Source organism: Antarcticimicrobium sediminis, from assembly GCF_004348975.1.
Taxonomy (GTDB): Bacteria; Pseudomonadota; Alphaproteobacteria; order Rhodobacterales; family Rhodobacteraceae; genus Antarcticimicrobium; species Antarcticimicrobium sediminis.
Window position 1 is genome coordinate 332,839 of the sequence record NZ_SMFP01000002.1, and the last position, 26,376, is coordinate 359,214.

Annotated in this window: 27 protein-coding genes; 14 read left to right on the plus strand and 13 right to left on the minus strand. The window is 63.4% G+C overall.

All coding sequences use genetic code 11. The annotated features are described in order from the left end of the window. Positions 1-44: 44 nt before the first annotated feature. From E1B25_RS04905 to E1B25_RS04930, 6 genes are all read right to left on the minus strand, one after another. The gene (locus E1B25_RS04905; protein WP_132827730.1) at positions 45-1,172 is read right to left on the minus strand and encodes a CaiB/BaiF CoA transferase family protein; all 1,128 of its coding nucleotides are present in this window, start codon (positions 1,170-1,172) and stop codon (positions 45-47) included. Positions 1,173-1,177: 5 nt separating this feature from the next. Continuing rightward, on the minus strand, positions 1,178-1,858 hold the full coding sequence (locus tag E1B25_RS04910; protein ID WP_206338503.1) for a nitroreductase: 681 nt from the start codon (positions 1,856-1,858) through the stop codon (positions 1,178-1,180). Between the two features lie 68 nt (positions 1,859-1,926). Next, on the minus strand, positions 1,927-3,102 hold the full coding sequence (locus E1B25_RS04915) for an acyl-CoA dehydrogenase family protein (RefSeq protein WP_132827553.1): 1,176 nt from the start codon (positions 3,100-3,102) through the stop codon (positions 1,927-1,929). Further along, positions 3,095-4,660, minus strand: a complete 1,566-nt coding sequence (locus tag E1B25_RS04920) for an AMP-binding protein (protein WP_132827554.1) — start codon at positions 4,658-4,660, stop codon at positions 3,095-3,097. Before E1B25_RS04920 ends, E1B25_RS04915 begins: the two co-directional genes overlap by 8 nt. A 58-nt stretch (positions 4,661-4,718) precedes the next feature. Further along, positions 4,719-5,768: an enoyl-CoA hydratase/isomerase family protein gene (locus tag E1B25_RS04925; protein WP_132827555.1), complete on the minus strand. Its 1,050-nt coding sequence runs from the start codon at positions 5,766-5,768 to the stop codon at positions 4,719-4,721. A 437-nt stretch (positions 5,769-6,205) separates the two neighbouring features. After that, positions 6,206-7,093 (minus strand): LysR family transcriptional regulator, encoded by an 888-nt coding sequence (locus tag E1B25_RS04930; RefSeq protein ID WP_132827556.1) that lies wholly within the window; start codon positions 7,091-7,093, stop codon positions 6,206-6,208. A gap of 558 nt (positions 7,094-7,651) precedes the next feature. Between E1B25_RS04930 and E1B25_RS04935 the strand changes: the two genes are divergently transcribed. Together E1B25_RS04935 and tig are read left to right on the plus strand one after the other, a co-directional pair. Continuing rightward, on the plus strand, positions 7,652-8,761 hold the full coding sequence (locus E1B25_RS04935) for a porin (protein WP_132827557.1): 1,110 nt from the start codon (positions 7,652-7,654) through the stop codon (positions 8,759-8,761). A 202-nt stretch (positions 8,762-8,963) separates the two neighbouring features. Further along, positions 8,964-10,298 carry a trigger factor gene (gene tig / locus E1B25_RS04940; RefSeq protein ID WP_132827731.1) on the plus strand — a complete coding sequence of 445 codons (1,335 nt, stop codon included), beginning with the start codon at positions 8,964-8,966 and terminating at the stop codon, positions 10,296-10,298. A 180-nt stretch (positions 10,299-10,478) separates the two neighbouring features. Here tig and E1B25_RS04945 read toward each other — a convergent pair whose 3' ends face one another. From E1B25_RS04945 to rpsF, 7 genes are all read right to left on the minus strand, one after another. Further along, positions 10,479-11,405: an acyl-homoserine-lactone synthase gene (locus E1B25_RS04945; RefSeq protein WP_132827558.1), complete on the minus strand. Its 927-nt coding sequence runs from the start codon at positions 11,403-11,405 to the stop codon at positions 10,479-10,481. A gap of 187 nt (positions 11,406-11,592) precedes the next feature. Continuing rightward, the gene (locus E1B25_RS04950; RefSeq protein WP_132827559.1) at positions 11,593-12,294 is read right to left on the minus strand and encodes an autoinducer binding domain-containing protein; all 702 of its coding nucleotides are present in this window, start codon (positions 12,292-12,294) and stop codon (positions 11,593-11,595) included. Between the two features lie 34 nt (positions 12,295-12,328). Continuing rightward, positions 12,329-12,730, minus strand: a complete 402-nt coding sequence (locus tag E1B25_RS04955) for a helix-turn-helix domain-containing protein (RefSeq protein WP_132827560.1) — start codon at positions 12,728-12,730, stop codon at positions 12,329-12,331. 163 nt (positions 12,731-12,893) lie between these two features. After that, a complete protein-coding gene (locus E1B25_RS04960) occupies positions 12,894-13,382 on the minus strand; it encodes a transglycosylase SLT domain-containing protein (protein WP_425358919.1) in 489 nt (162 codons plus the stop codon). Positions 13,383-13,543: 161 nt separating this feature from the next. Next, entirely contained in the window at positions 13,544-14,167 is a 624-nt protein-coding gene (gene rplI / locus E1B25_RS04965; RefSeq protein WP_132827561.1) for a 50S ribosomal protein L9, read from the minus strand. A gap of 12 nt (positions 14,168-14,179) precedes the next feature. Next, positions 14,180-14,407, minus strand: coding sequence for a 30S ribosomal protein S18 (gene rpsR / locus E1B25_RS04970; RefSeq protein ID WP_005982441.1), 228 nt, complete (start codon positions 14,405-14,407; stop codon positions 14,180-14,182). 28 nt (positions 14,408-14,435) lie between these two features. Continuing rightward, positions 14,436-14,789, minus strand: a complete 354-nt coding sequence (gene rpsF / locus E1B25_RS04975; protein ID WP_132827562.1) for a 30S ribosomal protein S6 — start codon at positions 14,787-14,789, stop codon at positions 14,436-14,438. Between the two features lie 384 nt (positions 14,790-15,173). On the opposite strand from rpsF, the gene E1B25_RS04980 reads away from it, so the two are divergent. The 12 genes from E1B25_RS04980 to E1B25_RS05035 all read left to right on the plus strand — a co-directional run bounded on the left by E1B25_RS04980 (position 15,174) and on the right by E1B25_RS05035 (position 26,292). Beyond that, complete coding sequence (locus tag E1B25_RS04980) at positions 15,174-15,581, plus strand: hypothetical protein (RefSeq protein ID WP_132827563.1); 408 nt, start codon at positions 15,174-15,176, stop codon at positions 15,579-15,581. Positions 15,582-16,009: 428 nt separating this feature from the next. Beyond that, positions 16,010-16,945 (plus strand): ACP S-malonyltransferase, encoded by a 936-nt coding sequence (gene fabD, locus E1B25_RS04985; RefSeq protein ID WP_132827564.1) that lies wholly within the window; start codon positions 16,010-16,012, stop codon positions 16,943-16,945. A gap of 54 nt (positions 16,946-16,999) precedes the next feature. Next, a complete protein-coding gene (fabG, locus tag E1B25_RS04990) occupies positions 17,000-17,737 on the plus strand; it encodes a 3-oxoacyl-ACP reductase FabG (RefSeq protein ID WP_132827565.1) in 738 nt (245 codons plus the stop codon). A 212-nt stretch (positions 17,738-17,949) separates the two neighbouring features. Next, positions 17,950-18,183 carry an acyl carrier protein gene (locus tag E1B25_RS04995; RefSeq protein WP_132827566.1) on the plus strand — a complete coding sequence of 78 codons (234 nt, stop codon included), beginning with the start codon at positions 17,950-17,952 and terminating at the stop codon, positions 18,181-18,183. A 268-nt stretch (positions 18,184-18,451) separates the two neighbouring features. After that, complete coding sequence (gene fabF / locus E1B25_RS05000) at positions 18,452-19,717, plus strand: beta-ketoacyl-ACP synthase II (protein WP_132827567.1); 1,266 nt, start codon at positions 18,452-18,454, stop codon at positions 19,715-19,717. Further along, entirely contained in the window at positions 19,717-20,877 is a 1,161-nt protein-coding gene (gene mltG / locus E1B25_RS05005) for an endolytic transglycosylase MltG (protein ID WP_132827568.1), read from the plus strand. The genes fabF and mltG overlap by 1 nt, the downstream gene beginning before the upstream one ends. A gap of 230 nt (positions 20,878-21,107) precedes the next feature. Continuing rightward, positions 21,108-21,449: a hypothetical protein gene (locus tag E1B25_RS05010; RefSeq protein ID WP_132827569.1), complete on the plus strand. Its 342-nt coding sequence runs from the start codon at positions 21,108-21,110 to the stop codon at positions 21,447-21,449. Continuing rightward, on the plus strand, positions 21,361-22,731 hold the full coding sequence (locus tag E1B25_RS05015; RefSeq protein ID WP_132827570.1) for a DNA-packaging protein: 1,371 nt from the start codon (positions 21,361-21,363) through the stop codon (positions 22,729-22,731). Before E1B25_RS05010 ends, E1B25_RS05015 begins: the two co-directional genes overlap by 89 nt. A gap of 212 nt (positions 22,732-22,943) precedes the next feature. Next, the gene (locus E1B25_RS05020) at positions 22,944-24,167 is read left to right on the plus strand and encodes a phage portal protein (RefSeq protein ID WP_132827571.1); all 1,224 of its coding nucleotides are present in this window, start codon (positions 22,944-22,946) and stop codon (positions 24,165-24,167) included. Beyond that, on the plus strand, positions 24,160-24,390 hold the full coding sequence (locus E1B25_RS05025; protein ID WP_206338504.1) for a GTA head formation protein, RCAP_rcc01685 family: 231 nt from the start codon (positions 24,160-24,162) through the stop codon (positions 24,388-24,390). The genes E1B25_RS05020 and E1B25_RS05025 overlap by 8 nt, the downstream gene beginning before the upstream one ends. Before the next feature lie 37 nt (positions 24,391-24,427). Beyond that, positions 24,428-25,114 carry an HK97 family phage prohead protease gene (locus E1B25_RS05030; protein WP_132827572.1) on the plus strand — a complete coding sequence of 229 codons (687 nt, stop codon included), beginning with the start codon at positions 24,428-24,430 and terminating at the stop codon, positions 25,112-25,114. Beyond that, positions 25,111-26,292 (plus strand): phage major capsid protein, encoded by a 1,182-nt coding sequence (locus E1B25_RS05035; protein WP_132827573.1) that lies wholly within the window; start codon positions 25,111-25,113, stop codon positions 26,290-26,292. Before E1B25_RS05030 ends, E1B25_RS05035 begins: the two co-directional genes overlap by 4 nt. The last annotated feature ends 84 nt before the right edge of the window (positions 26,293-26,376 follow it).

The following is a 26,376-nucleotide window of genomic DNA, read 5'->3' on the forward strand; positions in this document are numbered from 1 at the left end:
ATTGTTATTTCCTCCCTTGGTTGCGTTTCGCGGATCTTGTGCCGCTACATCAGCGCCCTTGATTGTCTCAACCGCGCCGTTTCCTCTGTTGAGAAACCGATGTCCTCAAGAATGTCCTCTGTGCCCTTGCCCGGCGCTTCCGGCGGGCGGGGGGCATGGCCTGGGGTACGGTCCAGCCGTGGGGCAGGGGCTGCCTGCCAGACAGTGCCCACCTGCACCAGCGCGGCACGCGCGGTGGTGTGCGGATCGCGGCGCGCCGCCTCCCAGTCGTGGACCGGCGCCACGCAGGCATCGGTGCCGGTAAAGATCTCCTGCCACGCCTGCTGTGTCTTTTGCCGGAAGATATCGGCGAATTCTGCCGTCTGCTGCGGCCAGAACGCCCGGTTGCGCTGGGTGGCGAGCCGGCTTTGCGGCAGCCCCGTCAGGCGCAGAAGTTCGCCGTAGAATTTCGGCTCAATCGCTCCGACTGCCACGTATTTGCCATCTTGCGTCTCGTAACACCGATAGAATGGCGCGGCGCCGTCCAGCATGTTGCTTTCGCGCTCGGGCGACATATCGCCAGTGGCGAGCTTGCCATGCAGCAGCCCCATCAGCACCGTTACCCCGTCCACCATCGCCGCGTCGACCACCTGACCCCGGCCGCTGTCCATGCGTTCGATCAGTGCCGCCAGAACGCCAAAGAGCAACGCCATGGTCCCGCCGCCATAGTCGGCGACAAGGTTCAGCGGCGGCGTTGGCGGGGTGTCCTTGCCGCCCATCGCGTGAAGCGCGCCGGTGATGGCGAGGTAAGTCAGGTCATGACCGGCGCTCGGTGCATAGGGCCCGTCCTGCCCCCAGCCGGTCACCCGGCCATAGACCAGCATCGGGTTGATCGCCGTGGCCGCTTCTGGCGCCACCCCCAAGGACTCCATCACGCCGGGGCGGTAGCCTTCGATCAACACATCGGCGCGCGCGATCAGGCGGCGGGCGATCTCGACACCCTCCGGTGTCTTCAGGTCCACCGCGATGGATTGCTTGCCGCGCCGGTTGATGTCGGAAGGCTCCGCTGGCCCCGAGGCCCGGTCCACCACGCAGACTTGCGCGCCGAGATCGGCCAGCATCTGCCCCGCCAGAGGGCAGGGGCCGATCCCGGAAAATTCGACAACCCGAAGAGAGGAGAGCGCGCCCAGCATCTTGCTCACTCGGCCTCGAAACCAAGGTATTGCACAACGTTCTCGAGCTTTTCGCGCTCGCTCACGAGCGAGTTCTCGATCTTGGTGGTGTCCTCGTACCCCAGCGCAATGCCCGCGACCAGCGACTGGCCTTCCGGCGCACCGATGGTTTTCAGGACTGCGTCCTGATAGGGCACCCAAGCCGCCTGCGGGCAGGTGTGCAGATCGTGATCCCGCGCCGCCAGCATGAGCGTTTGCAGGTAAAGCCCCACGTCGGTCCAGTTGCCCTTGGCCAGGTAGTCCTCGATCGTCACGAAGATCCCGACCGGGGCGTCAAAGAACGAGAAATTGCGCAGCGCCTGCGACGTGCGGCGTTCCTTGTCCTCGCGCTCGATGCCCAGAAGTGAATACAGGCCCCAGCCCACATTCCTGCGTCGGCTGTTGTGCAGATCACTCCAGCGTTCGGGGTAGTAGCCGACATCGTGGTACTTCGCGGCATTGCCGGCACGGATCTGGTCCAGAACCGCGTCGGTGACGGCCTGTTTCCGCGCACCGGTGCAGACATAGACATGCCAAGGCTGTGTGTTTGTCCCGCTTGGTGCGCGCATGGACACCTCGAGAATTTCCTCGATCACAGCCTTCGGCACCGGGTCCGGCCTGAAGGCGCGGACGGATTTCCGGGATTTGATCGCGTCGGTCACATTCATCAGTGTCTTCCTTTTGGGTCTGGGTCTTGACTGTAGGGGGGCCGACACGGCGGACAGGGCCGGATCGGTCATGCGGTCTGCCCGTCGCGCGCGACGAAGCGGGACACGCGGTCCAGCAACATTTCGGTTGATCCGTCAATCAGTTGCGCCACCCGGGCGGCGATGTGATGGCGGGCAAAGGGTTCTTGTGCCCGCAGCCCGCCCGCCCCCATGGCATGGGTCAGGATGGGGATCTGACGCGCCGCCATCTCGGTGGCGAAGATCTTGGCCTCCGCCGCGATCCGTTGCGCGTCCTCCCCCGCGGCAAAGACCTGTTCGGCCTGCCGGACCAGGCTTGTCGCGGCGGAAAGCTCTGCCGAAGCGCGCGCCAACGGCAAGCGCCAGGCCTGCGTCTCGGCCAGCGTCTTGCCAAAGACCTCGCGCGTGGCGCCAAAGCCTGCGGCGCGGTGCAGCCCGGCCCGTACCATGCCGCAGCACATGGCGGCCACATAGATCCGCGCGCCGTTGAGCGCGGCCATCGTGTCCTTGAAGGCGGTGCCCGGTTGCAGCACCAGCTGATCGTCGGGCACGAAGCAATCGTCGAAGGTAAATCCGCCGACACCGATGCTGGGCAGGCTGCGGATGTTGGCGCTGTCGGTGCGGGTCACGCCCGCGCCATTGGCATCAATCACGAAGGCGCCGATGCCCGCCGCATCGCGTGCCGCGCCGGTCTGGGCAAAAACGATGACCGTGGAGGCGAATTGCGCGTTGGTAATCCAGCTTTTGGCCCCGTCGATGCGCCAGCCGCCCTCGACCTTGCGCGCCCGCGTCGTCATGGCGCTAAGGTCTGATCCGGCCCCGGGTTCGGTCAGCGCGGTGCAGCCCATCGTTTCCCCCGACAACAGCTGTGGCACGAAACGCGCGACCGCTGTGGCGCTGGCCTTGCCAGCGAGGCGCAGCGCCGCGTTGTGGCTGTTGACGATAGAAAGAGCAAAGCCAAGATCGACCGCGGCGAGGGCTTCGCAGACCCGGGATTTGCAGACGAAAGAATAGCCCTTTCCGCCCAGCGAGACTGGCAGTTCAATCGCCGTCAGCCCCAGGTCCGCAGCTTGGCGATAGACCGCATGGTCGACGGCTCCGGTGGCCTCCCAGGCGGAAACGGCGTCGCGCAGCACCTCTGTCGCGAAATCTTGAGCCGCCGCGATCAGCGCCTGTTCGTCCGGCGTCAATGTCATGTCCAGGGCGCGCAGCATCCGTTCAGGCATTCGTCGTCTCGCGGGACAAGGCCCGGTAGTGGTCTACAAGCTGCTTCTTGTAGAGCTTGCCATTCTCCTGCCGGGGCAGGGCCTCGACGAAATCAAACGTGCGTGGGCATTTGACCGAGCTGAGATGGGCGCGGCAGAACTCGTTCAGCGTCTTTGCCATGGCCTCGCCCGCCTCGGACGGCGTGACAAGTTGCACGACGGCCTTCACCTCTTCGCCGAACTCTTCGTTGGGAACCCCGATCACGGCCACGTCCTCGATGGCGGGATGCGAGGACAGCGTGTTCTCGATCTCTTGCGGATAGATGTTGACGCCGCCGGAAATGATGGTGTTTGCCAGCCGATCTGTCAGGAACAGAAAGCCTTCTTCGTTCAGGTGGCCGATGTCCCCCAGCGTTGTCCAGCCGCGCGCGTTGCGCACCTCGGCGGTCTTTTCTGGCGCGTTGAGGTATTCGAACTGGCTGCTGCTTTCGAAATAGACGATGCCGGTCTCGCCCTGGGGCAGCGGTTCGCCTTCGGCGTCGCAGATATGCACCCTGCAGCCCACGGGGCGTCCGACCGATCCGGGAAAGGTACGCCATTCGGCGGTGTCGATGGCGGTGTGGCCCAGACCTTCGGACCCGGCATAATACTCGCGCAGGATCGGCCCCCACCATGCGATCATCGCCTTTTTCAGATCGTCGGGGCAGGGCGCTGCCGCGTGGATCGCGCAACGATGGCTTGACAGGTCGTGGGCGGATTTCACGGCCTCGGGCAGGCGGCACAGGCGGACGAAATGCGTCGGCACCCATTGGCTGTGCGTGACGCGGCAGTGTTCGATGAGCTGCAGGGCGCGTTCGGCATCGAATTTGCGCATGACGACGACGGTGCCGCCAGCGCGCAGGGCCCGCAGCGTCCATTGCAGCGGCGCGGCATGATACAGCGGCGCGGGCGAGAGATAGCAGATGGTGTCGTCAAGACCGTAGAGGTCGTAAAGCGCCTGATTGGAAGGGGCGATGGTGCCGAAGGGGCGGTCGGGCAGGGGCTTGAAGATGCCTTTCGGACGCCCCGTGGTGCCCGAGGAATAGAGCATGTCGACACCTTCGTATTGATCCGGCACCGGATCGCTTGGCTGGCTGTCGAGCAGGCCGGAGATATCCTCAAAACCGGCTTCGGCCCCGTCCAGCATCAGCCCGTCGAGACGCTCGGCCGGTGCGGGCGAGACCTTGGCCAGCGTCGCCGCGAACTTGGTCGAGGTGACGAGCAGCTCGGCACCGCAGTCGCGCAGGATATAGTCGATCTCCTCGGCGGAGAGATGTGTGGCGATCGTCGTCACATGGGTTCCGATGCGCCAGGCGCCCCAGACCAACGGCAGGTATTCCTTGCGGTTTTCCAGCAGAAAGGCCACCCGGCCGCCGCGCTGAATGCCGCGGGCGCGCAGCAGATGCGCGAACCTGTTGGACGTCTCTTCGAAGGTGCGGAAACTATAGGCGACCGTGCCATCGTCGAGGATGATGGCCGGCTTTTCCGGATCCGTCGCCGCCGTTCGGCCCGGGTGGTATTTGCCGTAGGTCTCGTTCATGTCGCTTTCCTTCAAATGTATCTTGCAATCGCGCCGGGAAATCCTGTGACCCCGATCGTCATTTCCCCAAATCGCCACGTTCGAATTGCAATTCCGCATCTCCCAGCGGCGCGAGAACGGCGGCGACATCCTCGGCGCTGGGTTCGCTCAGACTCGGGTGGCGCCACTTGGCGGCCAGATCCTTTTCGATGATGATCGCGCGGAGCCCTTCGAGAAAATCGGTGTTCTCATAGCTTCGGAAGGTGAACCGATATTCCGCCGCCAAGGCTTCGTGGATGCCGCTGCCGGTATAGCGGGCCTGAAGCTCCAGCGCGCAGGCCAGCGCCAGAGGGCTGGACTTGGTGATCCGCGCCAGCGCAGAGACGGCGAGCGCGTCGTCCGTTTGTTGCAGCCGGGCGATGATTTCGCTCAGAGAGCCCTCTGCAAAACACTGGTCGACCACGTTACGCGCCGATGCCAGCCGCGACGGGCCGGGCGCGGTGGCAAACTCCGCGATCTGGCCGACCTCGCCTGAGGCTGCCAGCGCTGCGAGCAGGTCGGGCCACTGCGCACGGGGCACCTGGTGATCGGCAAAACCGGCATAGATGGCGTCGGCCGGTCCAAGCCGATAGCCGGTGAGCGCCAGATACCGCCCGAGCCCGCCCGGAGCCTCCGACAGGATGCGCGTCGCGCCGGCGTCGGGGACGCGCCCGATGCAGCAGTCGGGCATGCCAAGGCAGGCGGATTCGGACACGATGCGGTGGCTGACGTGGCACCCCAGCCCGACGCCGCCGCCCATCGTGAACCCCTGCATGAGCGAGATCACGGGTTTGGGATAGGTCGCCAGCATGGCGTCCATCCGGTACTCATCACGCCAGAACTGCTGTCCGGCGTGGAAGCTTCCGGCGCGACCGGCGCGGTACAGCATCCGCATGTCGGCACCGGCGCTGAACGCCTGCTCGCCAGCTGCTTCGATCACGACCACGGCAACATCCGGGTCCGAAAGGAAGCGCTCCAGCGCGCGGGTCACGCTCAGGCACATGTCATGGGTAAAGGCGTTCATCGCCTCGGGGCGGATCAGGTTGATGCGCCCAAGCCGACCATCGACGTGCGTGGCGATATCTGCCATCGACCTTCCTCCCCTTGTCGCGCGCCGGTGCGCCTCTCCCTGCGCACCGGCGGCCTCATCCCCGGTTTCACCGAAGGGCATGCGCGACCTGCCCGCCCAAGGGCGCTGGTGCCGTCCACATCCTCCGGAGGTGGCCCGTCAGGGCCTATGCAAAGGGTGCGACGCTGCGCGCGCCTTCGCCGATTGGTCAGGGCCTGCACCGCGCTTAGGCGGCCAGAAAGGCCCTGAACTTCTCCTCTTGCTTCACCGTAGCGTTGCGTATTGCCGATATCTACACGATAAAAATCCAAGTAGAGTTGCATAAATTCAGGTGCTGGCGCTGCGGGCTCGGGTTCTGCGGTGGTCTTTCACCGGTGCGGCAAGGCACGTTTCGCGCAGGGGTGGTTTGGGGGGCCGCAGGGCACGATCACGGCTGCGCGGGTGTTGAGGCCCGGGGCTCAGCTCGCATTCGGTCGCACAATCGCGCGCAGGCGTGCCATTTCTTGGCTGAGTTTGATTTCGAGAATGTCGAACAGGCTGCTGTTGAGGTGTCCGTCGTCGCGGCGGCCAACCAGAAAGTATTGGCGCGAGATGCGAACCTCCGGCAGCAGGTGAACCAGACCGGGGGCAAGCGGGAAGGCAAAATCGTGCAGCAGCCCCACGGCGCGACCGCTGCAAATCCACTGCCATTGCACCATCGCGGAGGTCGAGCGCAGCATGGGCTCTGTTTCCGGATATTCCGCCAGAATATTCAGTCCCGGATCGACAAGCAGTTCGGGCATGTAGCTGGTCAGCGGTAGGCCAGCAAGACCGGCCGCAGGATCGTGGTGGCCCAGCAGGCTTTCATGGCCGGCAAAGATCAGGTCGTATGCGGCCACCGGCCGCACAAGGGCGCGCTTGTTGCCGGGCGGATGGACGGTCACGGCGATATCGACTTCGCGCCGTTGAAGATCAAAGCTGCGGCCGCGGGGAATGATCTCCAGACACAGGTTGGGGTTGGCCGCCTGAATGTCGGCACAGATTTGCGGCAGCAGGAAATTGGCGCAGCCATCCGGTGCCCCGATGCGAACCTTGCCGCGCAGGTCGCTGTGCGGGTGGGCGTCGCCGGGTATGATGTTCTGCGTGATCGCCTCGATCTGTTGCGTATTGTCGAGCAGCCGTTCGCCGAAATCGGTCAGGACGACGCCACGCGACGAGCGCGCAAAAAGGGCGATGCCCAACATTTTTTCCAGCCGAACGATGCGGCGGCTGACCGTCGCGGGATCAAGTAACAGCGCATTTGCGGCTTGCGAGATGCCACCATGGTGGGCGACGACGGCAAACACCCGGAGGTCGTCCCAGTTCATCCAACCTGTCCATGTTTTTTTTCAATGCGGCTGACCAGCTTTCTGCGGTGGCTGTGGATTTTTTGCAAGGGTCCATCTGTATGGCTTCCGAAGGCGTCTTGGACAACTGCGCTTTGCGCGGGTGGGGGCATGTGCCCGGCGCCATCATACGCCGGTGTATTTGCCCCGCGCGGTATGATTTCCCGGTATTCGCGAGCAATAGGTCGCATTTACAACGCAGGGTCTCTGTATCAAATTTTCAAACCTCCGGTCGGCCATCTGGCGCAAGCCCGCTGAGTCGGCGAACCGCGGCTTCAGCGTGTCTGGACCCCTGAGCAATGACCCCGGGCGAGTCGAAAAAATCGCCCGGCGTTCCATGTCCGGGATGGGGGCGCAAGACGGCACGGGGGCGTGTGACGCTACGGCGTTGGTGCGGCGGTGCACAGCCCCTGTTTGGGCTGATGCCGCGATGCAACAGCAGATGTGAGGGCACAGAAAACTTAAGAAATTCGGGGTCGATATCTGGCGGCTGCCGCCTTGAGGACTACGTAGGCAGCCTACTCAACGGAGACCACCAAGATGTCAAAACTCCTCCTGAAAACCCTGTCTCTCACTGCCGCGACCGCAGCTCTGGTCAGCCCGGCTCTGGCCGGTCCGACCTATGAGAATGCCAATGGCGGCAGCTTTACCTTCTATGGTCACCTCGACCCGTCCTTCCTGTCGGTGGACGACGGCGTGAACACCACGAGCGATCTCGCAGACAACTCGAGCTCGAACAGCCGCATCGGCTTTTACCTGCGCCAGCCCATCGGCCAGAGCAAATTCCAGTTCCAGTTCGAAACCGCTCTCGGGCTGCGCGGCTCTGCCGACATCAGCCAGACCAACGACCTGAACGCGATGGACTGGGATCGCACCGACATCCGCAAGATCGACTTCAGCATCGCGGGTAGCTACGGTAAATTCTCGTTTGGTCAAGGCAGCATGGCGAGCGACGGTGTCGCCTTCACCGATCTGTCGGGCACCGGCCTTCCGACGACCGCATCGGTCGAAGACTTGGCCAGCAGCTTTGAACTGACCACAACTGCGGGCGCGCTCTCGGGTATCTCGATCGGCGATGCCTTCCCGACCTTTGATGGTGCCCGTCTGGGTCGTGTCCGCTATGACAGCATGTCGCTGAACGGCTTCACGCTGTCGACGTCCTACGGGACCAACATCCTGACCGAAGGCAACGACGACGAGGCCTATGACGTCACCGTTCGCTATCAAAACCAGTTTGGCGACTACAACTTCGATAGCGCGCTGGGTGTGATCTGGACCGACAAGGCCACGGGTGCCGACACCCGCGACATCTCGACGTCGTTCAGCGTGATGCACAGCTCGGGCCTCAATGGCGCGATTTCTTATGGGGACCGCGATACCGGCGGGAACTATGGCTATATCAAACTGGGCTATACGGCGAACCTGTTTGCCATCGGCTCGACCGCTGTTTCGGTTGACTATTACACCGGCGACGACCTTGTGTCCGTAGGGTCGGAATCGGAATCCTTCGGCATTGGCCTTGTGCAGAATATCGACAGCGCCAATGTGGAAACCTATCTGGGTTATCGCGAGTATTCCTATGAGGATACCAGCGCCACCACCTATAACGATCTGAGCGCCCTCATCTTCGGGGCCCGCTGGTCGTTCTGAACTGGTCCTCTTCCCTCGGATCATTCAGGCAGCTCGTCGCTTCGGCGGCGGGCTGTTTTTCTGTATTCAGGGGGCGGGGTGGGACGTGGTTTGCGCGACTCTTTCCGCAATGGCCCTTGCACAGACGGGCAGGGGCAAATAGAAGGCCACAAATTTGCCGCGCGCGGGATTTTCGCGCGCTTTCGACTCTATGGGGAATATGATGCAGGTCACCGAGACGCTGAACGAAGGTCTGAAGCGCGCCTATAAGCTCATGCTTACGGCGCAGGAACTGGACGACAAGGTCAATGAGAAATTGGCCGAAGCCAAGCCCGAGATCGAGATGAAGGGCTTTCGCAAGGGCAAGGTGCCGATGCCGCTGCTGAAAAAGCAGTTCGGCGAGCGCCTGATGGGCGAAGCGATGCAGGAAACCATCGACGGCGCCATGACCAAGCATTTCGAGGAAAGCGGCGATCGCCCGGCGCTCCAGCCCGAGGTCAAGATGACCAATGAGGACTGGAAAGAGGGCGACGACGTGCATGTCGAGCTGTCCTATGAAAAACTGCCCGAGATTCCCGAGGTCGATCTGGCTTCGGTCAGCTTGGAGCGCATGGTCGCCAAGGCCGACGCCGCCGCCGTGGACGAGGCCCTGAACAGCCTAGCCGAGAGCGCGCAGGATTTCAAAGCCCGCGAAGAAGGCGCCGCCGCGCAGGATGGCGATCAGGTGGTGTTCGATTTCGTCGGCAAAGTCGACGGCGAAGCCTTTGAAGGCGGCGCGGCCGAAGATTACCCGCTGGTGCTGGGCTCCGGTCAGTTCATTCCCGGCTTTGAAGAACAGCTTACCGGCGTCAAGGCCGGTGAAGAGAAGGACGTTACCGTGTCCTTCCCCGAGGATTACCAAGCCGAGAATCTGGCCGGCAAAGAAGCCGTATTCGCCTGCACCGTGAAAGAGGTGAAGGAACCTGTCGCGGCCGTGGTCGACGATGAGATGGCCAAGAAATTCGGTGCCGAAGATCTCGCCGGGTTGAAAGGTCAGATCGCTGAGCGTCTGGAAGCCGAATATGCCGGTGCTGCCCGCGCCGTGCTGAAGCGTGGCCTGTTGGACAAGCTGGACGATCTGGTCACCTTTGAGCTGCCGCCGAGCCTGGTCGACGCCGAGGCCAAACAGATCGCACACCAGCTGTGGCACGAGGAAAACCCCGAGGTTCACGACCACGACCACGGGTCCGTCGAGACCACCGACGAGCACATCAAGCTGGCCGAGCGCCGTGTGCGCCTGGGTCTGCTTCTGGCCGAGCTGGGCCAGAAGGCCAAGGTCGAAGTGACCGATGCCGAGATGACTCAGGCGATCATGAACCAGGCCCGTCAGTATCCGGGTCAGGAACGCCAGTTCTTTGAATTCGTTCAGCAGAACGCCCAGATGCAGCAGCAACTGCGCGCGCCGATCTTTGAAGACAAGGTCGTGGATTATATCTGCGAATTGGCCACGGTCACCGAGAAAGAGGTGTCCAAGGACGATCTGCAAAAGGCCGTCGAAGCGATGGAAGACGACGACTGATCTGGTTTGCCTTGGTAAACCGCAGCGGGCCGCCCAATGGGCGGCCCGTTTTCGTTTCGGCTCTGCTTTGGATCCAGATTTGGGGCCCGATTTGAGTTCTGTGGCACGGGCAGGGGGGACGCAAATCGGGCCGCCCCCGTGGGGGACGGCCCGCCTGCCTTCCCGGGGGCCAGGTCAGGTCTAGTTCAGGGTTGCCTGAACCTGTGTGCGTGAGTGGCGGGGAAGGGATTGCATCATGCGGCCCAGCTCTGACGCCTTGGCGGTGCCGAACTCTTCAGAGAGGGCCTCCATCAAGGCGAGCGCCGCATCGAGATCGGTCTGGCTTTCGGCATCCCGCATCTGTTCGAAGCAATAAAGTTGCAGCGCCGTCTTGAGGGCGTCGGGCACGAGCGTGATCGCGGCCTTTGTTTGGTGCGGGACCAGATGGCTGACCTTGGCCGACCCTATTGCGGTGTCCCGGTTGCGGTTGAAAATGTCCAACGCGTCGTCCTCACTCAGGAACACGTCGTGATCGATCCCGGCGAAAGCGCGGATACCGGCGATACGTTCGTCTGAGCAATCTATCAGTGCGGCGATGTCTGTGCCCTTGCCCATGGGCTTGGCCGCGCCGAGATAGTCATAGGGCGCGTTGGCGCAACGTGTCATGACCCGGCTCATCACCGGGTCGATTACCGCCACCGCATCCAGCACACCGGCGTCCCGCGCGTATTCAAAGGCGCCGATCATGACTTCCGAAGTGACATAGGAGATCGAGTTGCGGGTCTTTCCGTCGGACAGCTTCTGGGTGTCGACACAAAACCGCGTGGCTTCCCAGACTTGACCGCTGCGCAGCGGCGCATCGTCGTCAAGGAGAGCGTGGACCATATCCGAGAGCATATGCGGCCCGGTGGTCTGCAACAGGCGCATGCTGCCGACGACGTCGCCTTCCGCGTCCAGACAGATCACATGGGCCGGGTCGAGATGGTCGAACGAGTCGATCTCCTTGCCGTCGCGGACGGTGACATCCCGGCCAAGCCGATCGTGGAAGACCCGGGCCCGCAGTTTGTGCATTTCATCCAACAGCGCACTGAACCTGTGCTTGTTAAGTGCGTCGACTACGATAATCATGCTTTTCCCCTGCCATCCGAAACGTTGACACAACGTTAGCCATGACGCAGTTTTTCGCCAGTAGGGGATTCCCGTAGTTTTGGACGGGGGGCGCGTCCCGACCCCATGGCTGGACGCACGACGGAGGGGCGCATTCCACCTGGGGCTGAGCCAAGCCATGTGGTGCTCGTATAACCTGAACCGAGAATCAGCCGGGCGAGATCATCCCAAGGCCGATGGCCCGTCCGACCGCCTGTGTGGTGGTCAGCGTGCAGAGTTTTTGCCGACTCGACCGCAGGTGCACCTCGACCGTGCGGTGGGAGAGCGAAAGAATATCGCCGATATCCTGCTGGGTTTTGCCAGCGGCGACCCATTGCAGAATCTGGAGCTCGCGGCGCGATAGCGTCGGGTTGTGCACTGATCGATGAAGCACCCCGGAGCGCATCACGTTGTCATGCATATGCACGGCCGCGAATTGCAGGTCTCCCATGACTTTGCGTTTCAGCGTTTTCCATTCCCCGTCCGGACAGTCGCGGGTGACACTCAGCAATCCGCATTCGCCCTTGGGGCCGCGCACCGGCACGGTCAGGCCGCGATTGGAGATCCCGAAATCATGGGCATCGTTGAACACGGCCTGAAAATGGGGATGGTCGGTAAACAGCCCCCAATCCACCGGCGCGATACTGCGTGCGGATTGATACAGCGTCGGGTCAACCCGGTGCATACCGCGTTCGCCATAGTGCAGCTTCCACTGGTCGGGATAGGTGGCATAGCCTTGCACGTCCCCGGTGATCGGATGCGCCGTGGCATAGGAGGCATATTCAAACTCAAACGATTCGCACAGTTTGGTCAGGAAGGACGTGAAATTGTCATCCGTATCAGGCACCGTGCTGAGATCGATCAGATTCAACTTCGGCTCTCCTTTGGGTCGCTCATATCCCGTGTCAGGTTGCCGCGCGCAAAGAGCGTTGCGGCGCAGTTTCGGCCATGGACCTCACGATAGCGAGGACGGCGCTGCGTTGCGAGTGCGGCAGGTGCTGGAACATTTCCATCATCTGAACCGCCTCTTGATCGGACAGCAACCCCGTGCGATCAACGTTGTCTGCCATGTTGTCTTCATCAGGCGCGGTGGCGCGAATGCCCTCGAAGAAATATTCGATTTCAACACGCAGCTTCTCGGCGACGGCCCAGAGACGCGATGCGCTGACCCGGTTGGTGCCGGTCTCATACTTCTGGATCTGCTGAAACCTGACCCCGATCGCCTCGCCCAGTTCTGACTGGCTGATTCCCAAGGCGTAGCGTCGTGCCCTGATGCGATTCCCTACCAATACGTCGATTTCATTCATAGATCACCTACGGTTCCTGTTGTCGCAATTGAACCGGTGCAAATAGGCGCACAACCTCTTCGGGTCGCTGCGCCTGCACACCACCATTTATAACGTGCGAAAGTCTTGCCGCAAATACAGCCAAGAGGCAATTGCATTCAGCCAAAAGTTGTATCCGCACGGCTCAGATCAGCCCGGTTTCCGACAGCAGACCGCGGCGCTTGGCCTCGTAATAATAACCGCGGGCGTACCAGCTCACCGCCTTGTCATAGCTGCCGTCCGAGACCATCCAAGCGCCACGCAGGTATTTGACCGCGTATTTCAGGTTGGTGTCGGCATCCAGAAGCCCTTTGGCGGGTCCAGAAAAGCCCATGCCGCGCGCGGTCTTGGGGTGGATCTGCATCAACCCGTAATAGGGGCCATTGCGGGCCTCGGGGCGGTGGGTGCTTTCGCGGATCACGACACGCTGCACCAGCGCGCGCGGAACCTGATAATGGTCGGCCCATGTGTTGATTCGACGGCGCAGCGCCGGTGTTTCATTGGGATAGAGCGGTGGCTCTTTGGGCGCGTTTCGGCTGGATTTATGGACGCGCTGCCCGCAGGCAGAGGCGATCAGCGGTGCGGACAAAAGGAACAGGACACTGCGGCGTGTCATCTGGGCTTGGGTCGTCATCGGGCACCTGCTGCTTGAACTGGGGCACTCTATTCCATGCAGGGGCGGACAAGAAAGCCCCCGGCCCGGGGTCGGTCGGGAATGGGCAGCTGTTTGCCGGTCGGCCACGAAAAAGGGCCGCGCATTGCCGCGCGGCCCTGATCTGTTCAAAGCGATCCGGTTCAGGAAGCGCTTTCGTCCTCGTCCGAGGCGGCCTGAGGGGCGGGCGCCCCTTCGTCGTCTTCCGACGCGGCACTGCCGATATCATCGAACAGCTCGGAGATCTCGAATTCAGCCTGCGCCTCTTCTTCGGCGGCCAGTTCCTGAATCGATTTGCCCGACGCCTGAAGCTCGGCCTCTTCGGGCGAGCGGGCGATGTTCAGTTCGACGGTGACCACAACCTCGGGGTGCAGGTGCACCTCGACTTCGTGCAGGCCCAGCGTCTTGATCGGCAGGCGGATGATCACCTGTTTGCGATCAAGCGTGAAGCCTTCCTCGGTCGCCACGTCGGACGCGTCGCGGGTCGTGACCGACCCGTAGAGGTTGCCACCATCAGACGCCTGACGAATCAGGACGAACTGTTGGCCACCAAGTTTGTCGGCCAGAGCTTCGGCCTCTTTCTTGGTTTCGAGGTTGCGCGCTTCGAGCTGGGCTTTCTGCGCTTCGAAAGACTCGATATTCGCTTTCGAGGCGGTCAGAGCCTTGCCCTGCAGCAGCAGGAAATTACGGGCGTAGCCGGACTTGACGTCGACGACGTCGCCCATCTGACCCAGCTTGGCCACACGTTCCAGAAGGATAACTTGCATCTGCTTATCTCCTTACTTCACGGCGTAGGGCAGCAAGGCGAGGAAGCGGGCGCGTTTGATGGCACGGGCCAGTTCACGCTGCTTCTTCGCCGAGACGGCGGTGATACGCGAGGGCACGATCTTGCCGCGTTCGCTGATATAGCGTTGCAGCAGACGGGTGTCCTTGTAGTCGATCTTGGGTGCATTGTCGCCCGAGAAGGGGCAGACCTTGCGGCGGCGGAAAAACGGTTTTGCAGCCATGTCTTAGCGTCCTTTCTTCTGGCGATTATCAGCGGCGTTCGCGACGGGTGTCGCGTTCGTCACGCTTCTGCATCTGGATTGAGGGGCCTTCGACATGGGCACCGACCTTGATGGTCAGGACGCGCATCACGTCGTCATGCAAACGCATCAGGCGTTCCATTTCCTGCACGGCGGTGGCCGGTGCATCGGTCCGCAGGAACGCGTAGTGGCCCTTGCGGTTCTTGTTGATCTTATAGGCCATCGTCTTGACGCCCCAATACTCGCTATCCACGAGATTGCCGCCGTTGTCGGCGAGGACGGTGCCGAAATGTTCGACGAGGCTTTCGGCCTGCGCGTTGGAAAGATCCTGACGCGCGATCATGACATGCTCATAGAGGGGCATGTAGTCTCCTGTTTCTATCAAGGCGCATTTCATAGGTGGGGCCATTTCCCTTCGCGGCCCCGCCACGAGAGACTGCGCGGTTCGGATAAAGATGCGAAGGATGGCCCCATATACACGCCTGAGCCCTGCGGACAAGCCCGCATCGGCGTAACCTTGCCGCAAAGGGGGCTGCCCGGCGAATTTCACGCAGCCGCCGCAATGCTGACGCAATTCGGACCCGGAATGGACGTTGGGGATGATGCGCGGACAATGCGCCAGAAAGATGCTGCTATTATGTCAAAGATGGATTTCGCGGGGCTTGGGCCCGTTGCGCCAGTTGCCTATCGTGGGGATAGCGCCCCGGTTCGGATCGCGTTTGGACCGCGGTATCCGGTCGCGCGGACGGTGTTTCGTGCATCGGGGGTCTTTCTGATCCTCGTGGCTTCGGCGATGTGGTTCCTGCCGGGCAGCCAGTCGGATGCCGATCTGGTGATCATGAAGCTTGGCACATCCCTGTTCTTTCTGTTTTGCGGTCTGGCGCTGGTGATGATTCACCATTCTGACAACCTGCCAGAGGTCTGTTTCGATCCGATCCGGCGCGAGTTGCGGGTGTTGGTCCGGGCGGTCGACGGCCAGCCACATATTGTGTTGCGCCGGGGTTATGACAGTCTGGGCCGGGTGCGATTCCACAAAAACCGGGTCGAACTGTACGATTTCGACGGTCGGCTGCTTTTGGGTCTGAAGGTGGCGGACCCGATCCGACGCGCTGCGCTGCGTTCGCAACTGCGCCAACTGGCGTCAATCTGCAACTGATCCGGGCGACAAGAGCGCGCGGATCACCGGTGAATTGCCCTTGAACGAGGGCAAAGCCGGTTGGGCTGCGCGCGGATCTGAATTCAGGCAAGTGATCCTCCGATGGAGGGCAGGCCTTTGCTCCGACTCTGCCCTGGCATCAACTTGAAACTCTCGGATTTTGACACGGGCATGTTCATTCCTTATGTCGGGAGTCAGGTTACCTAGAGATGTCGATCAAGGCGACGAAAGCCGCGGAAGACAAAGGGTGTTTTTAACCAGTTGCCGCCGGGGCCTTTTGGGCACCGGCGGCTTTTTTGTGCCCGGATCTTTCGGGCCAGGGTTTTTGTGTCCGGGTCTTCGGGCCGGGGCGCGCACAGCCCCGGCGCGCCATTGCACAGAACGGCACGGCGGTCTATTCCGGGCACAAAGACAAGCAGGAGGACGGCATGAGCCGGGCATTCGTATTCCCCGGGCAGGGGGCGCAGACCATCGGAATGGGCCAGGCCCTGGCCGAGAGCTATCCGGCCGCAAAAGCGGTGTTCGACGAGGTCGATGCGGCACTGGGCGAAAAGCTGAGCGCGTTGATCTGGGACGGCGATATCGCGACCTTGACCCTGACGCAGAACGCGCAACCGGCGCTGATGGCGACATCGCTTGCCGCCATGCGCGCGCTGGAGATCGAGGGGGTTGGCATTGATGCCGCGTCTTTTGTGGCGGGGCATTCGCTGGGCGAATACTCGGCGCTGTGTGCTGCTGGCGCGATCAGCCTGTCGGACACCGCCAAGCTGCTGCGCACGCGGGGGCTGGCGATGCAATCGGCGGTGCCGGTGGGTGAAGGCGCTATGGCCGCGATCCTCGGGCTGGATCTGGAGGCGGTGCGTGCCGTGGCCGAAGAGGCCGCCCAGGGCGAGGTCTGTCAGGCCGCCAACGACAACGACCCCACGCAGGTGGTGGTTTCCGGCACCAAGGCGGCGGTGGAACGCGCCGCCGAGATCGCCAAGCAAAAGGGCGCCAAGCGCGCCATCATGCTGCCGGTCAGCGCGCCGTTCCACTGTGCGCTGATGCAGCCCGCCGCCGATGTGATGGCCGAGGCGCTGGCCGGGGTCGAGATCACGGCCCCCACCGTGCCGCTGATCGCCAATGTGCGCGCCGACGCGGTGAGCGATCCCGACACCATCCGTCAGCTTTTGGTGGAGCAGGTCACCGGGTCGGTCCGCTGGCGCGAGAGCGTGCAGTACATGGCAGCTCATGGCGTCACCGAGACCTGGGAGATCGGCGCGGGCAAGGCCTTGTCCGGGATGATCCGCAAGATTGATCGCTCGATTGCCGGCCGCGCTGTGGGCACGCCTGACGACGTGAAGGCGGCTGCGCAAAGCATGTGAATTGAGGCCGGGCCCCTGTTGGGGAGGTCCGCGCAAGCAGAAGGGAACAGGATGATGTTCGATTTGACGGGGAAGACAGCGCTGATCACCGGCGCATCGGGCGGGATCGGCGGCGCGATCGCGCGGGCGCTGCACGCACAGGGCGCAACCGTGGGCCTGTCGGGCACGCGAACAGAACCGCTGGAGGCGTTGGCCGCAGAGCTGGGCGAGCGCGCCCATGTGCTGCCCTGCAACCTGAGCGATAAAGCGGCGGTCGAGGCGCTGCCGAAACAGGCGGCCGAGGCCATGGGGAGCGTGGACATCCTGGTCAACAACGCCGGGATTACCCGCGACAATTTGTTCATGCGGATGTCTGATGATGAATGGCAGTCGGTGTTGGACGTGAATCTTACCGCCACCTTCAAACTGTGCAAAGGGGTGCTGCGCGGCATGATGAAGGCGCGCTGGGGCCGGATCGTGAATATCAGTTCGGTCGTGGGGGCCACCGGCAACCCGGGGCAGGGCAACTATGCCGCTTCCAAAGCCGGGGTGGTCGGCATGTCGAAATCGCTGGCCTATGAGGTGGCGAGCCGGGGAATCACCGTCAACGCGGTGGCACCGGGTTTCATCGCCACGGCGATGACCGACAAGCTGAGCGAGGACCAAAAGGCCAAGATCAATGCCCAGATCCCGGCGGGTCGCATGGGGGACCCGGCAGAGATCGCCGCAGCGGTTTCCTATCTTGCCAGCCCTGAGGCCGCCTATGTCACGGGCACGACTTTGCATGTGAACGGCGGCATGGCGATGCTGTAAGCGGGCTTTCGTTGCGTAGCGAAAGCGTTTGCCATCGCGCCGGACTGTGCTATAGGCGGCGCACATTTGGGGGGCAGCGGTCGCGTGCGGCCAAGCCCTGCCTGACCCGGGCAACCGGGACCGAACCGCCCGGACCGGGCAAATCCAAGCTACCCCGAGCGGGCAGGGGCGTAATCTGGGGCCAATGGCCCCGAACGGAATGAGGAAGAGACATGAGCGACGTCGCAGATCGCGTGAAAAAGATCGTTGTGGAGCACCTGGGTGTTGAAGAAGACAAGGTGACCGAAAGCGCCTCCTTCATCGACGATCTGGGCGCAGACAGCCTGGACACAGTCGAACTGGTCATGGCCTTCGAAGAAGAATTCGGCATCGAGATTCCCGATGACGCAGCCGAGACCATCCAGACTTTTGGCGACGCGGTGAAGTTCATCAGCCAAGCTTCCTGATCCCTTTTCGGATCACCGAGATTTGAGCGGCGCTGCCCCCTATGGGGCGGCGCTGTTTTTCGTTTGCGTCCCCGGTTCGGGACGACGCGCGTTTTCGCGTCGCCGACGTTGCAAACCCTGCGCATTTCGGTGCAATATTGGTGCGTTGCGGGGCAAACTGGGCGGTCTGTGAAGGGCGCGCAGGTGATGACGGTGCCGTTTCTCTTGCCCCCATCCCCCGGGGCGGGGTATGAGCGGTTCTCAAACGAATGAGGCAAGAGGGCTGTTCATGCGCAGAGTCGTTGTAACCGGACTGGGATTGGTGACTCCTTTGGCTTGCGGGGTCGAGGAAACCTGGACACGACTGCTGAAAGGCCAGTCTGGCGCTGGTACGATCTCGCGGTTCGATCCGATCGCCAGCGGGGTCACCACGACCTATGCCTGCGAAGTGCCGCTGGGCGATGGCAGCGATGGCACCTTCAACCCAGATGACTGGATGGTGCCAAAGGAACGGCGCAAGGTCGATGATTTTATCCTGTTCGGCGTCGCAGCCGCAGATATGGCGGTGCGCGATTCGGGCTGGATGCCGGAAGACGAGGAAAGCCGGGCGCGAACCGGTGTGATGATCGGGTCGGGAATCGGGGGGCTGAATTCGATCGCCGATACCGCCATCCTGATCAAGGAGCGCGGCCCGCGCCGTGTTTCGCCGTTTTTCATTCCCGGTGCGCTGATCAACCTGATCTCGGGTCAGGTCAGCATCCGGTTTGGGTTCAAGGGGCCGAACCACGCGGTGGTGACGGCCTGTTCAACCGGCGCGCATGCCATCGGTGATGCCAGCCGTCTGATCAAATATGGCGACGCGGATGTGATGGTTGCCGGCGGGGCCGAGGCCGCGATCAGCGAAATCGGGATTGCCGGGTTCAATGCCTGCAAGGCGCTGAGCACGAAATACGGCAACGATCCGCAATCCGCTAGCCGCCCCTATGACAAGGGGCGCGACGGGTTCGTCATGGGCGAGGGCTCGGGCGTGGTCGTGCTGGAGGAATACGAACACGCCAAGGCGCGCGGTGCCAAGATCTATGCCGAGATTCTGGGCTATGGCATGTCGGGCGATGCCTATCACATCACCGCGCCGGCAGAAGACGGCGCCGGGGCCGAACGGTCGATGTGGGCGGCGCTGAAACATGCGGGTCTTGAGCCGGGCGATGTGGATTATATCAACGCGCATGGCACCTCGACCATGGCCGACACGATCGAACTGGGCGCGGTTGAGCGGCTGATGGGCGATGCGGCGGGCAAGGTGACGATGTCGTCGACCAAGTCGATGACCGGGCATCTGCTGGGCGCCGCTGGCGCGATTGAGGCGGTGTTCTCGATCCTGGCGATCCGCGATCAGGTGGCACCACCGACCATCAATCTGGACGATCCGGCGGTCGATACGCCGGTGGATCTGGCCGCGAACGAGAAGCGTGAGCGCGTGGTTAACGTGGCCCTGTCCAACAGCTTTGGATTTGGTGGCACCAATGCGAGCGTGCTGTTCGGAAAGCTTGGCTAATGTGGCGGAGCCTTGCCTCTAACATGCTGACAATCCTTGCGATTGTCCTGTTTCTTGTGGCCGGCGTGATCCTTTGGGGACAACGGCAGTACAGCAGTGAGGGGCCGCTTGATGCGGCGATCTGCCTGCAGGTGGAACGCGGCAGCACGATGACGCGGGTGAGCCGGGAGCTGGAGGATCAGGGCGCGATCTCCAGCGGCGCGATCTTTCGGATCGGATCAAACTACGACGACAAGACGGCACAGTTGAAGGCGGGCAGCTTTCTGCTGCGCGAACATGCCTCGATGGAGGAGATCGTCGATCAGATCACCCGTGGCGGGGCCAGCACCTGTGGCACCGAGATCGTCTATCGGGTTGGCGTGACCCGGACGCAGGTCGCGGTGCGGGAGCTGGACCCGGCGACGCGCGGTTTTGTCGAGCGGGCCGATTTCGATCTGAAATCCGGGGAGTTTCCCGAGGTTTTTGTACAGAAGCGCGCCTTGGCCGATACGAGGTTCCGCATCGCGGTGGCCGAAGGGGTGACAAGCTGGCAGGTGGTCGACGCGCTGAAGTCGATCGAGGTTCTGAGCGGCGAGGTCGGCACGCGCCCGGCCGAGGGCATGTTGGCCCCGCACAGCTATGAGGTGACGCGCGGCATGGAGCGCGCCGCCCTTGTGGCCGAGATGGCAGCGTTGCAGCAACAGCGGATTGCACAGGCCTGGGACATGCGGCAAGAGGGGCTGCCCTTTGACACGCCCGAAGAGATGCTGATCCTGGCCTCGATCATCGAGAAAGAGACCGGGGTGCCGGACGAGCGCGGCCAAGTGGCCAGCGTGTTCATCAACCGTCTGGAGCGCGGCATGCGGTTGCAGACCGACCCGACGGTGATTTATGGCGTCACCAAGGGCGAGGGCGTTCTGGGCCGGGGCCTGCGGCAAAGCGAATTGCGCCGTGTAACCCCTTGGAACACCTATGTGATCGAAGGGCTGCCGCCGACGCCGATCGCCAATCCGGGGCTTGCCAGTCTGGAAGCGGCTGTCGCACCGGAAAAGACCGATTATGTGTTCTTTGTGGCTGATGGCAGCGGTGGACATGCCTTTGCCGCGACGCTGGAAGAGCATAACCGCAATGTCGCCAAATGGCGCAAACTCGAGGCGGAGCGGCAGACTGGCGGCGATTGATCCGACGATTGATCCGGTGCGGGATCTTCAGGCTGAAATCAAGAATTTGTTAAGGGGACCGTGCGCTTGGCGTGCGGTCCTCATGCGTTTCAGCTTGACATAGCGCACGGTTTCCCGTATAGGTTGTGCCATGCTGGAAGAACTGAACGAACGGCCGCGGGGGCACCCCGTTGGCCGTTTTTTCGTTCTCTCGTGCGGAGATCACGCACGGACGAGGTCAAAGAGCAGACATGATTTTGATTACCCCGGAGGAGCGGAATTCGGATGCCGCGGCGCTGCTTCAGTCATTGAAGCGGTCGGTGCAGGAGTTGAGGCAGATTGCCGAGGCCTTGAAACAGGAGATCGAGACCGAGGGGGGCGCCGGTGAGGCGGTACGCAGCAAGGATCTTGAACGTGCAGGACAGGTGATCCGGTCCTGCCAGAAAGTGGAGGAATGTTTTGTCCAAGAGCAACATCGTAAAACAGGAATTGCCCAAGGGGGATATGCGCTCGATCTCGACGCCGCCCGGGCTGAGGTCGGGTGCCGCCTGGGTCGCCTCCGCGCCTGCTGCGATCCGGGAGAGGTTTCTTGACGAGATCGGAGAGGGGGGGCTTTGTGCCCTCCCGTTTCTGTTCGAGTTCTGGGCCTTGCCGCATCAACTGCCGCCCGAGGGCGATTGGCGGGCCTGGGCGATTCTGGGAGGGCGCGGGGCTGGCAAGACGCGGGCCGGGGCCGAATGGGTGCGCGCGCAGGTCGAGGGGCCGCGACCACTGGACAAGGGGCGCTGTCGGCGCGTGGCGCTGTTAGGCGAAACCTTTGATCAGGTGCGCGACGTGATGATCCGCGGCGACAGTGGCATTCTGGCCTGTTCGCCGCCGGATCGACGACCGGTGTGGAAGGCGAGCGAGCGGCGGCTGGTCTGGCCCAACGGGGCCGAGGCGCAGGCGTTCTCGGCGCAGGACCCTGACGGGTTGCGCGGCCCGCAATTCGATGCCGCATGGGCCGATGAGCTGGCGAAATGGCCCAAGGCGCAGGACAGTTGGGACATGCTGCAATTCGCGTTGCGGTTGGGGGCGCATCCGCAGGTCTGCGTCACCACGACGCCGCGCAACCAAGGGGTGCTCAAGGCGCTGTTGGCGGCCCCGTCAACGGTGGTGACGCAGGCCCCGACCGAGGCTAACCGGGCCAATCTGGCGGCGTCGTTCCTAGAGGAGGTGCGGGCGCGCTATGCCGGAACCCGGTTGGGGCGGCAGGAGCTGGACGGGGTGCTGTTGTCGGATGCCGAGGGCGCGCTTTGGACCGGAGATATGCTGGAGGAGGCGCGGGTCGGGGCGGTGCCGGAGCTGGATCGCATTGTCGTGGCGCTGGACCCGGCGGTGACCTCGGGGGCGGATGCGGATGCTTGCGGGATCGTCGTGGCCGGGGCGCAACTGCAGGGGCCACCGCAGGACTGGCGGGTCTGGGTTCTGGCGGATCGCACGGTGCAGGGCGTGGGGCCGGCAGGCTGGGCACAGGCGGCGATCCGGGCGATGCAGGAGTTCGGCGCCGAGCGGCTGGTGGCCGAGGTGAACCAAGGCGGGCAGTTGGTCGAAGAGGTGTTGCGCCAGGTTGATCCGCTGGTGCCGGTGCGGGCGGTGCGGGCAACGCGGGGCAAGACCGCGCGGGCCGAGCCGGTGGCGGCGCTGTATGAACAGGGGCGGGTGCGGCATCTGCCGGGGCTGGAGGCGCTGGAGGATCAGATGGCGCTGATGACCACGCGGGGATTTGAGGGGGCGGGGTCGCCCGACCGGGTCGATGCGCTGGTCTGGGCCCTGCACGAGTTGATCATCGCCCCGGCGGCGCACTGGCAGCGGCCACGGCTTCGGGTGCTGTAAGAGGCGATTTGGTGACGTTTTGACAGGGGGCGGGGCGATGGCCTCGCCCTTTTGTCGTTCTGGTAGCGGCCCCGGCGCAATGTTGCGGTCAAACGCCCTGTTGCACTGCCACCGTTCGCCCGGTTTCCGCTTTGTTGGTTTGCGCCCGTCATAACCTCCTCATCCAAGCCGCCGGGGCCGTCCGGCACGGGGGAACAGAGGAGCATCGAGCCATGGCATTTGAATTCCTGCGGCGCAGCAAGGACGGCGGCGTGCCCGAGCGCAAGGCCAGCGCGACCGGGCCGGTCGTGACCTGGCACAGCGCCGGGCGGGTGGCATGGAGCCCGCGCGACACCGCCTCGCTGACGCGGGCGGGGTTCATGGGCAACCCGGTGGGCTATCGTGCGGTCAAGATGATCTGCGAGGCCGCCGCGGCTTTGCCGCTGGTGCTGCAGGACCGGGACCGGCGGTTTGCCAGCCATCCGCTTTTGAGCCTGATCGCGCGGCCCAACCCGGCGCAGGGTCGGGCAGAGCTGCTGGAGGCGCTTTTCGCCCAGCTTTTGCTGTCGGGGAATGCCTATGTCGAGGCGGTGCCGGGGGGCGCGGATACGGCGACCACCCTGCCGCAGGAGCTGCATGTGCTGCGCTCGGACCGGATGCGGGTGGTGCCGGGGGCGGATGGCTGGCCGATGGCCTATGAATACGCGGTGGGGGCGCGCAAGCATCGGTTTGACGCGACCGGGCCGGTCTCTCCGATCTGTCATATCCGCAATTTCCATCCGCAGGACGATCATTACGGGTTCGCGCCGATGCAGGCGGTGGCGATGGCGGTGGATGTGCACAATAGTGCCTCGCGTTGGTCGAAATCGCTGTTGGACAATGCCGCGCGGCCCTCGGGCGCGCTGATCTGGCGCGGTGGCGATGGCCAGGGGGTGATGGGCGAGGAGCAGTTTCGCCGCCTGTCGGCAGAGATCGAGGAAAACTATCGCGGGGCGCGCAATGCCGGGCGGCCGATGGTGTTGGAAGGCGGGCTGGATTGGCGCCCGATGGGGTTTTCGCCCAGCGATATGGAGTTTCAAAAGACCAAGGAGTCTGCCGCGCGTGAGATCGCGCTGGCCTTTGGGGTGCCGCCGATGCTGTTGGGGATCCCGGGCGACGCCACCTATGCCAATTATCAAGAGGCGAACCGGGCGTTCTATCGTCTCACCGTGTTGCCGCTGGCAACGCGGGTGGGGGCGGCGCTGTCGGACTGGTTGACGGGGTATTCCGGCGCGGTGCTGGATCTGAAACCCGATCTGGATCAGGTGCCGGCACTGTCGGCAGAGCGCGAGGCGCAGTGGAGCCGGGTGGCGCAGGCGGATTTCCTGAGCGAGGCGGAAAAGCGGGCGCTGCTGGGATTGCCGGCGCGGTCAGATCCAGCGCGGGAGGGTCAGGGAAAGGCGGTGGCGGATGACTGAGCGGGGCGCGCCGGGCCTGATGCCGTTCGACTGTGCGCCGGGGCTGCGGCTGTCGGCACATGAACGGGTCAGCGCGATTCATCACGAGAATATCTGTCGCCGGTTGGAGCGGCTGGATCAGGCGATGGAGCGGCTGGAGCGCCGGCTGTGGCTGACGGTCTATGGCGTGGTGGCGATGATCCTGGCGCAGGCGCTGCAATCGGTGCTGACGGCGGGCGGCTGACGCCAGCGCGGCGCAAGACAATCTGAGGAGATATCGGATGGAGCATGGCAGGAGCCTTGAGGCCGGAAGGTCGGGGGGGCGTGAGATCGGGCCAGAGTGCGGGTCAGAGTGCGGGCCGGAGAGTGGGCTTGAGACCAAATTCGCGCGGTTCGGAGACGGGCTGCAGGTGAGTGATGAGGCCGAGATCGCGGGCTATGCCAGCCTGTTTGGCTGCGCCGATCAGGGCGGCGACATGGTGGCCAAGGGCGCCTATCGGGCGGCGCTCAAGGCGATGGCGGCGCGTGGGCAAACGGTCAAGCTGTTGTGGCAGCACGATCCGGCGCAACCGATCGGCGTCTGGGAGGAGCTGCGCGAGGATGATCGCGGGCTTTGGGTCAAGGGGCGGCTGTTGCAAAGCACGCAGCGGGGCCGCGAGGCCGCCGCCCTGGTGCTTGCCGGGGCGCTGGACGGGCTGTCGATTGGCTATCGCACCCGGCAGGCCGAGCGGCGCGCCGAGGGCGGGCGGCTGCTAACCGAACTGGAGTTGTGGGAGGTGTCGCTGGTCACCTTTCCGATGTTGAGCGGCGCGCGGGTGGCGGCAAAAGCCACGGCAAAAGACACTGCAAAAGCCTCTGGGGCCGACAGCACCCTGCAGCAATTGGCGGCGGTCCTGCGGGACGCGCAGCATGCGTTGGCGCAGCGCGAGCGCGCCAATCCCCATCCCAAGACCAGGAGGAGCGGATGACCGAGAAGACCGCGCCGGCGCAGGCCGGAACCGAGACGCATCTGATGCGCGATGTAAAGCATGCGATGGCAGGCTTTCTGAGTGAAGTCAGTGGGTTTCGGGATGAAATTCAATCGAAACTTCAACAAACAGAAGAGCGACTGACAATGCTGGATCGTAAATCTTACACGGTGGGACGACCGCCGTTGGCGGCGGCGCCCGAGCCCGCAGCCCCCCATCGCAAGGCGTTCAATGCCTATCTGCGCTGTGGCGACGACGATGCGCTGCGCGGGTTGGAGCTGGAGGGCAAGGCGATGTCCTCGGCCGTCAACAGCGATGGCGGGTATCTGGTCGACCCGAAAACCGCCGAGGCGGTGCAATCGGTGTTGAGATCGACCGCCTCGATCCGCGCGGTTGCAAGCGTGGTGCATGTGGAGGCGACCTCCTATGACGTGCTGGTTGACCAGACCGAGCTGGGTGCGGGCTGGGCCACCGAGACCGGGTCGGTGAGCGAGAGCGACACGCCGCAGATCGACCGCATCACCATTCCGCTGCATGAATTGAGCGCGTTGCCGAAGGCAAGCCAGCGGCTGTTGGATGACAGCGCGTTCGACATCGAGGGTTGGCTGGCCGGGCGCATCGCCGAAAAATTCGCCCGCGCCGAGGCCGATGCTTTCGTCAATGGCAACGGTATCGACAAGCCGACCGGGTTCCTGACCCACACCAAGATCGACAACGATTTTTGGAGCTGGGGCAATCTGGGCTATATCGCCACCGGTGCCGATGGCAGCCTGACCAATGCCGATCCGATTGTCGATCTGGTCTATGCGCTGGGGGCGCAGTACCGGGCGAATGCCAGTTTCGTGATGAACTCCAAGACTGCGGGTGTCCTGCGCAAGATGAAGGACGTTGATGGCCGGTTCCTGTGGTCGGACGGGCTGGCGGCTGCGGAACCGGCGCGGTTGATGGGATATCGGGTGCTGGTGGCCGAGGACATGCCCGATGTGGCCAGCGATTCCTATGCGGTCGCCTTCGGTGATTTCCGCGCTGGCTATACCGTGGCCGAGCGGCCGGATCTGCGCGTGCTGCGCGATCCGTTCAGCGCCAAGCCGCATGTGCTGTTCTATGCCACCAAGCGCGTGGGTGGCGACGTCAGCGATTTCGCCGCGATCAAGCTGTTGAAATTCGGCACCGCCTAACGCGGGGCCGGATCGCGGCGCCGGATCGCCGGTGCCGTGGTGGGCGCGCGCCGGGATAACCCCCGTGTTGTCTAGCTGCTCCCC

What these genes read in the sequence shown, in the direction of transcription:
- E1B25_RS04925 (WP_132827555.1), bottom strand. Translation starts at nt 5,768, where the DNA reads ATGGCAGATATCGCCACGCACGTCGATGGTCGGCTTGGGCGCATCAAC.
- E1B25_RS04935 (WP_132827557.1), top strand. Translation starts at nt 7,652, where the DNA reads ATGTCAAAACTCCTCCTGAAAACCCTGTCTCTCACTGCCGCGACCGCA.
- E1B25_RS04910 (WP_206338503.1), bottom strand. Translation starts at nt 1,858, where the DNA reads ATGAATGTGACCGACGCGATCAAATCCCGGAAATCCGTCCGCGCCTTC.
- E1B25_RS04915 (WP_132827553.1), bottom strand. Translation starts at nt 3,102, where the DNA reads ATGCCTGAACGGATGCTGCGCGCCCTGGACATGACATTGACGCCGGAC.
- tig (WP_132827731.1), top strand. Translation starts at nt 8,964, where the DNA reads ATGCAGGTCACCGAGACGCTGAACGAAGGTCTGAAGCGCGCCTATAAG.
- E1B25_RS04995 (WP_132827566.1), top strand. Translation starts at nt 17,950, where the DNA reads ATGAGCGACGTCGCAGATCGCGTGAAAAAGATCGTTGTGGAGCACCTG.
- E1B25_RS05025 (WP_206338504.1), top strand. Translation starts at nt 24,160, where the DNA reads ATGACTGAGCGGGGCGCGCCGGGCCTGATGCCGTTCGACTGTGCGCCG.
- fabD (WP_132827564.1), top strand. Translation starts at nt 16,010, where the DNA reads ATGAGCCGGGCATTCGTATTCCCCGGGCAGGGGGCGCAGACCATCGGA.
- rpsR (WP_005982441.1), bottom strand. Translation starts at nt 14,407, where the DNA reads ATGGCTGCAAAACCGTTTTTCCGCCGCCGCAAGGTCTGCCCCTTCTCG.
- fabF (WP_132827567.1), top strand. Translation starts at nt 18,452, where the DNA reads ATGCGCAGAGTCGTTGTAACCGGACTGGGATTGGTGACTCCTTTGGCT.
- E1B25_RS05015 (WP_132827570.1), top strand. Translation starts at nt 21,361, where the DNA reads ATGCGCTCGATCTCGACGCCGCCCGGGCTGAGGTCGGGTGCCGCCTGG.
- rpsF (WP_132827562.1), bottom strand. Translation starts at nt 14,789, where the DNA reads ATGCCCCTCTATGAGCATGTCATGATCGCGCGTCAGGATCTTTCCAAC.
- rplI (WP_132827561.1), bottom strand. Translation starts at nt 14,167, where the DNA reads ATGCAAGTTATCCTTCTGGAACGTGTGGCCAAGCTGGGTCAGATGGGC.
- mltG (WP_132827568.1), top strand. Translation starts at nt 19,717, where the DNA reads ATGTGGCGGAGCCTTGCCTCTAACATGCTGACAATCCTTGCGATTGTC.
- E1B25_RS05035 (WP_132827573.1), top strand. Translation starts at nt 25,111, where the DNA reads ATGACCGAGAAGACCGCGCCGGCGCAGGCCGGAACCGAGACGCATCTG.
- E1B25_RS04905 (WP_132827730.1), bottom strand. Translation starts at nt 1,172, where the DNA reads ATGCTGGGCGCGCTCTCCTCTCTTCGGGTTGTCGAATTTTCCGGGATC.
- E1B25_RS04945 (WP_132827558.1), bottom strand. Translation starts at nt 11,405, where the DNA reads ATGATTATCGTAGTCGACGCACTTAACAAGCACAGGTTCAGTGCGCTG.
- E1B25_RS05020 (WP_132827571.1), top strand. Translation starts at nt 22,944, where the DNA reads ATGGCATTTGAATTCCTGCGGCGCAGCAAGGACGGCGGCGTGCCCGAG.
- E1B25_RS05030 (WP_132827572.1), top strand. Translation starts at nt 24,428, where the DNA reads ATGGAGCATGGCAGGAGCCTTGAGGCCGGAAGGTCGGGGGGGCGTGAG.
- E1B25_RS04960 (WP_425358919.1), bottom strand. Translation starts at nt 13,382, where the DNA reads ATGACGACCCAAGCCCAGATGACACGCCGCAGTGTCCTGTTCCTTTTG.
- E1B25_RS04920 (WP_132827554.1), bottom strand. Translation starts at nt 4,660, where the DNA reads ATGAACGAGACCTACGGCAAATACCACCCGGGCCGAACGGCGGCGACG.
- E1B25_RS04955 (WP_132827560.1), bottom strand. Translation starts at nt 12,730, where the DNA reads ATGAATGAAATCGACGTATTGGTAGGGAATCGCATCAGGGCACGACGC.
- E1B25_RS04930 (WP_132827556.1), bottom strand. Translation starts at nt 7,093, where the DNA reads ATGAACTGGGACGACCTCCGGGTGTTTGCCGTCGTCGCCCACCATGGT.
- fabG (WP_132827565.1), top strand. Translation starts at nt 17,000, where the DNA reads ATGTTCGATTTGACGGGGAAGACAGCGCTGATCACCGGCGCATCGGGC.
- E1B25_RS05010 (WP_132827569.1), top strand. Translation starts at nt 21,108, where the DNA reads ATGATTTTGATTACCCCGGAGGAGCGGAATTCGGATGCCGCGGCGCTG.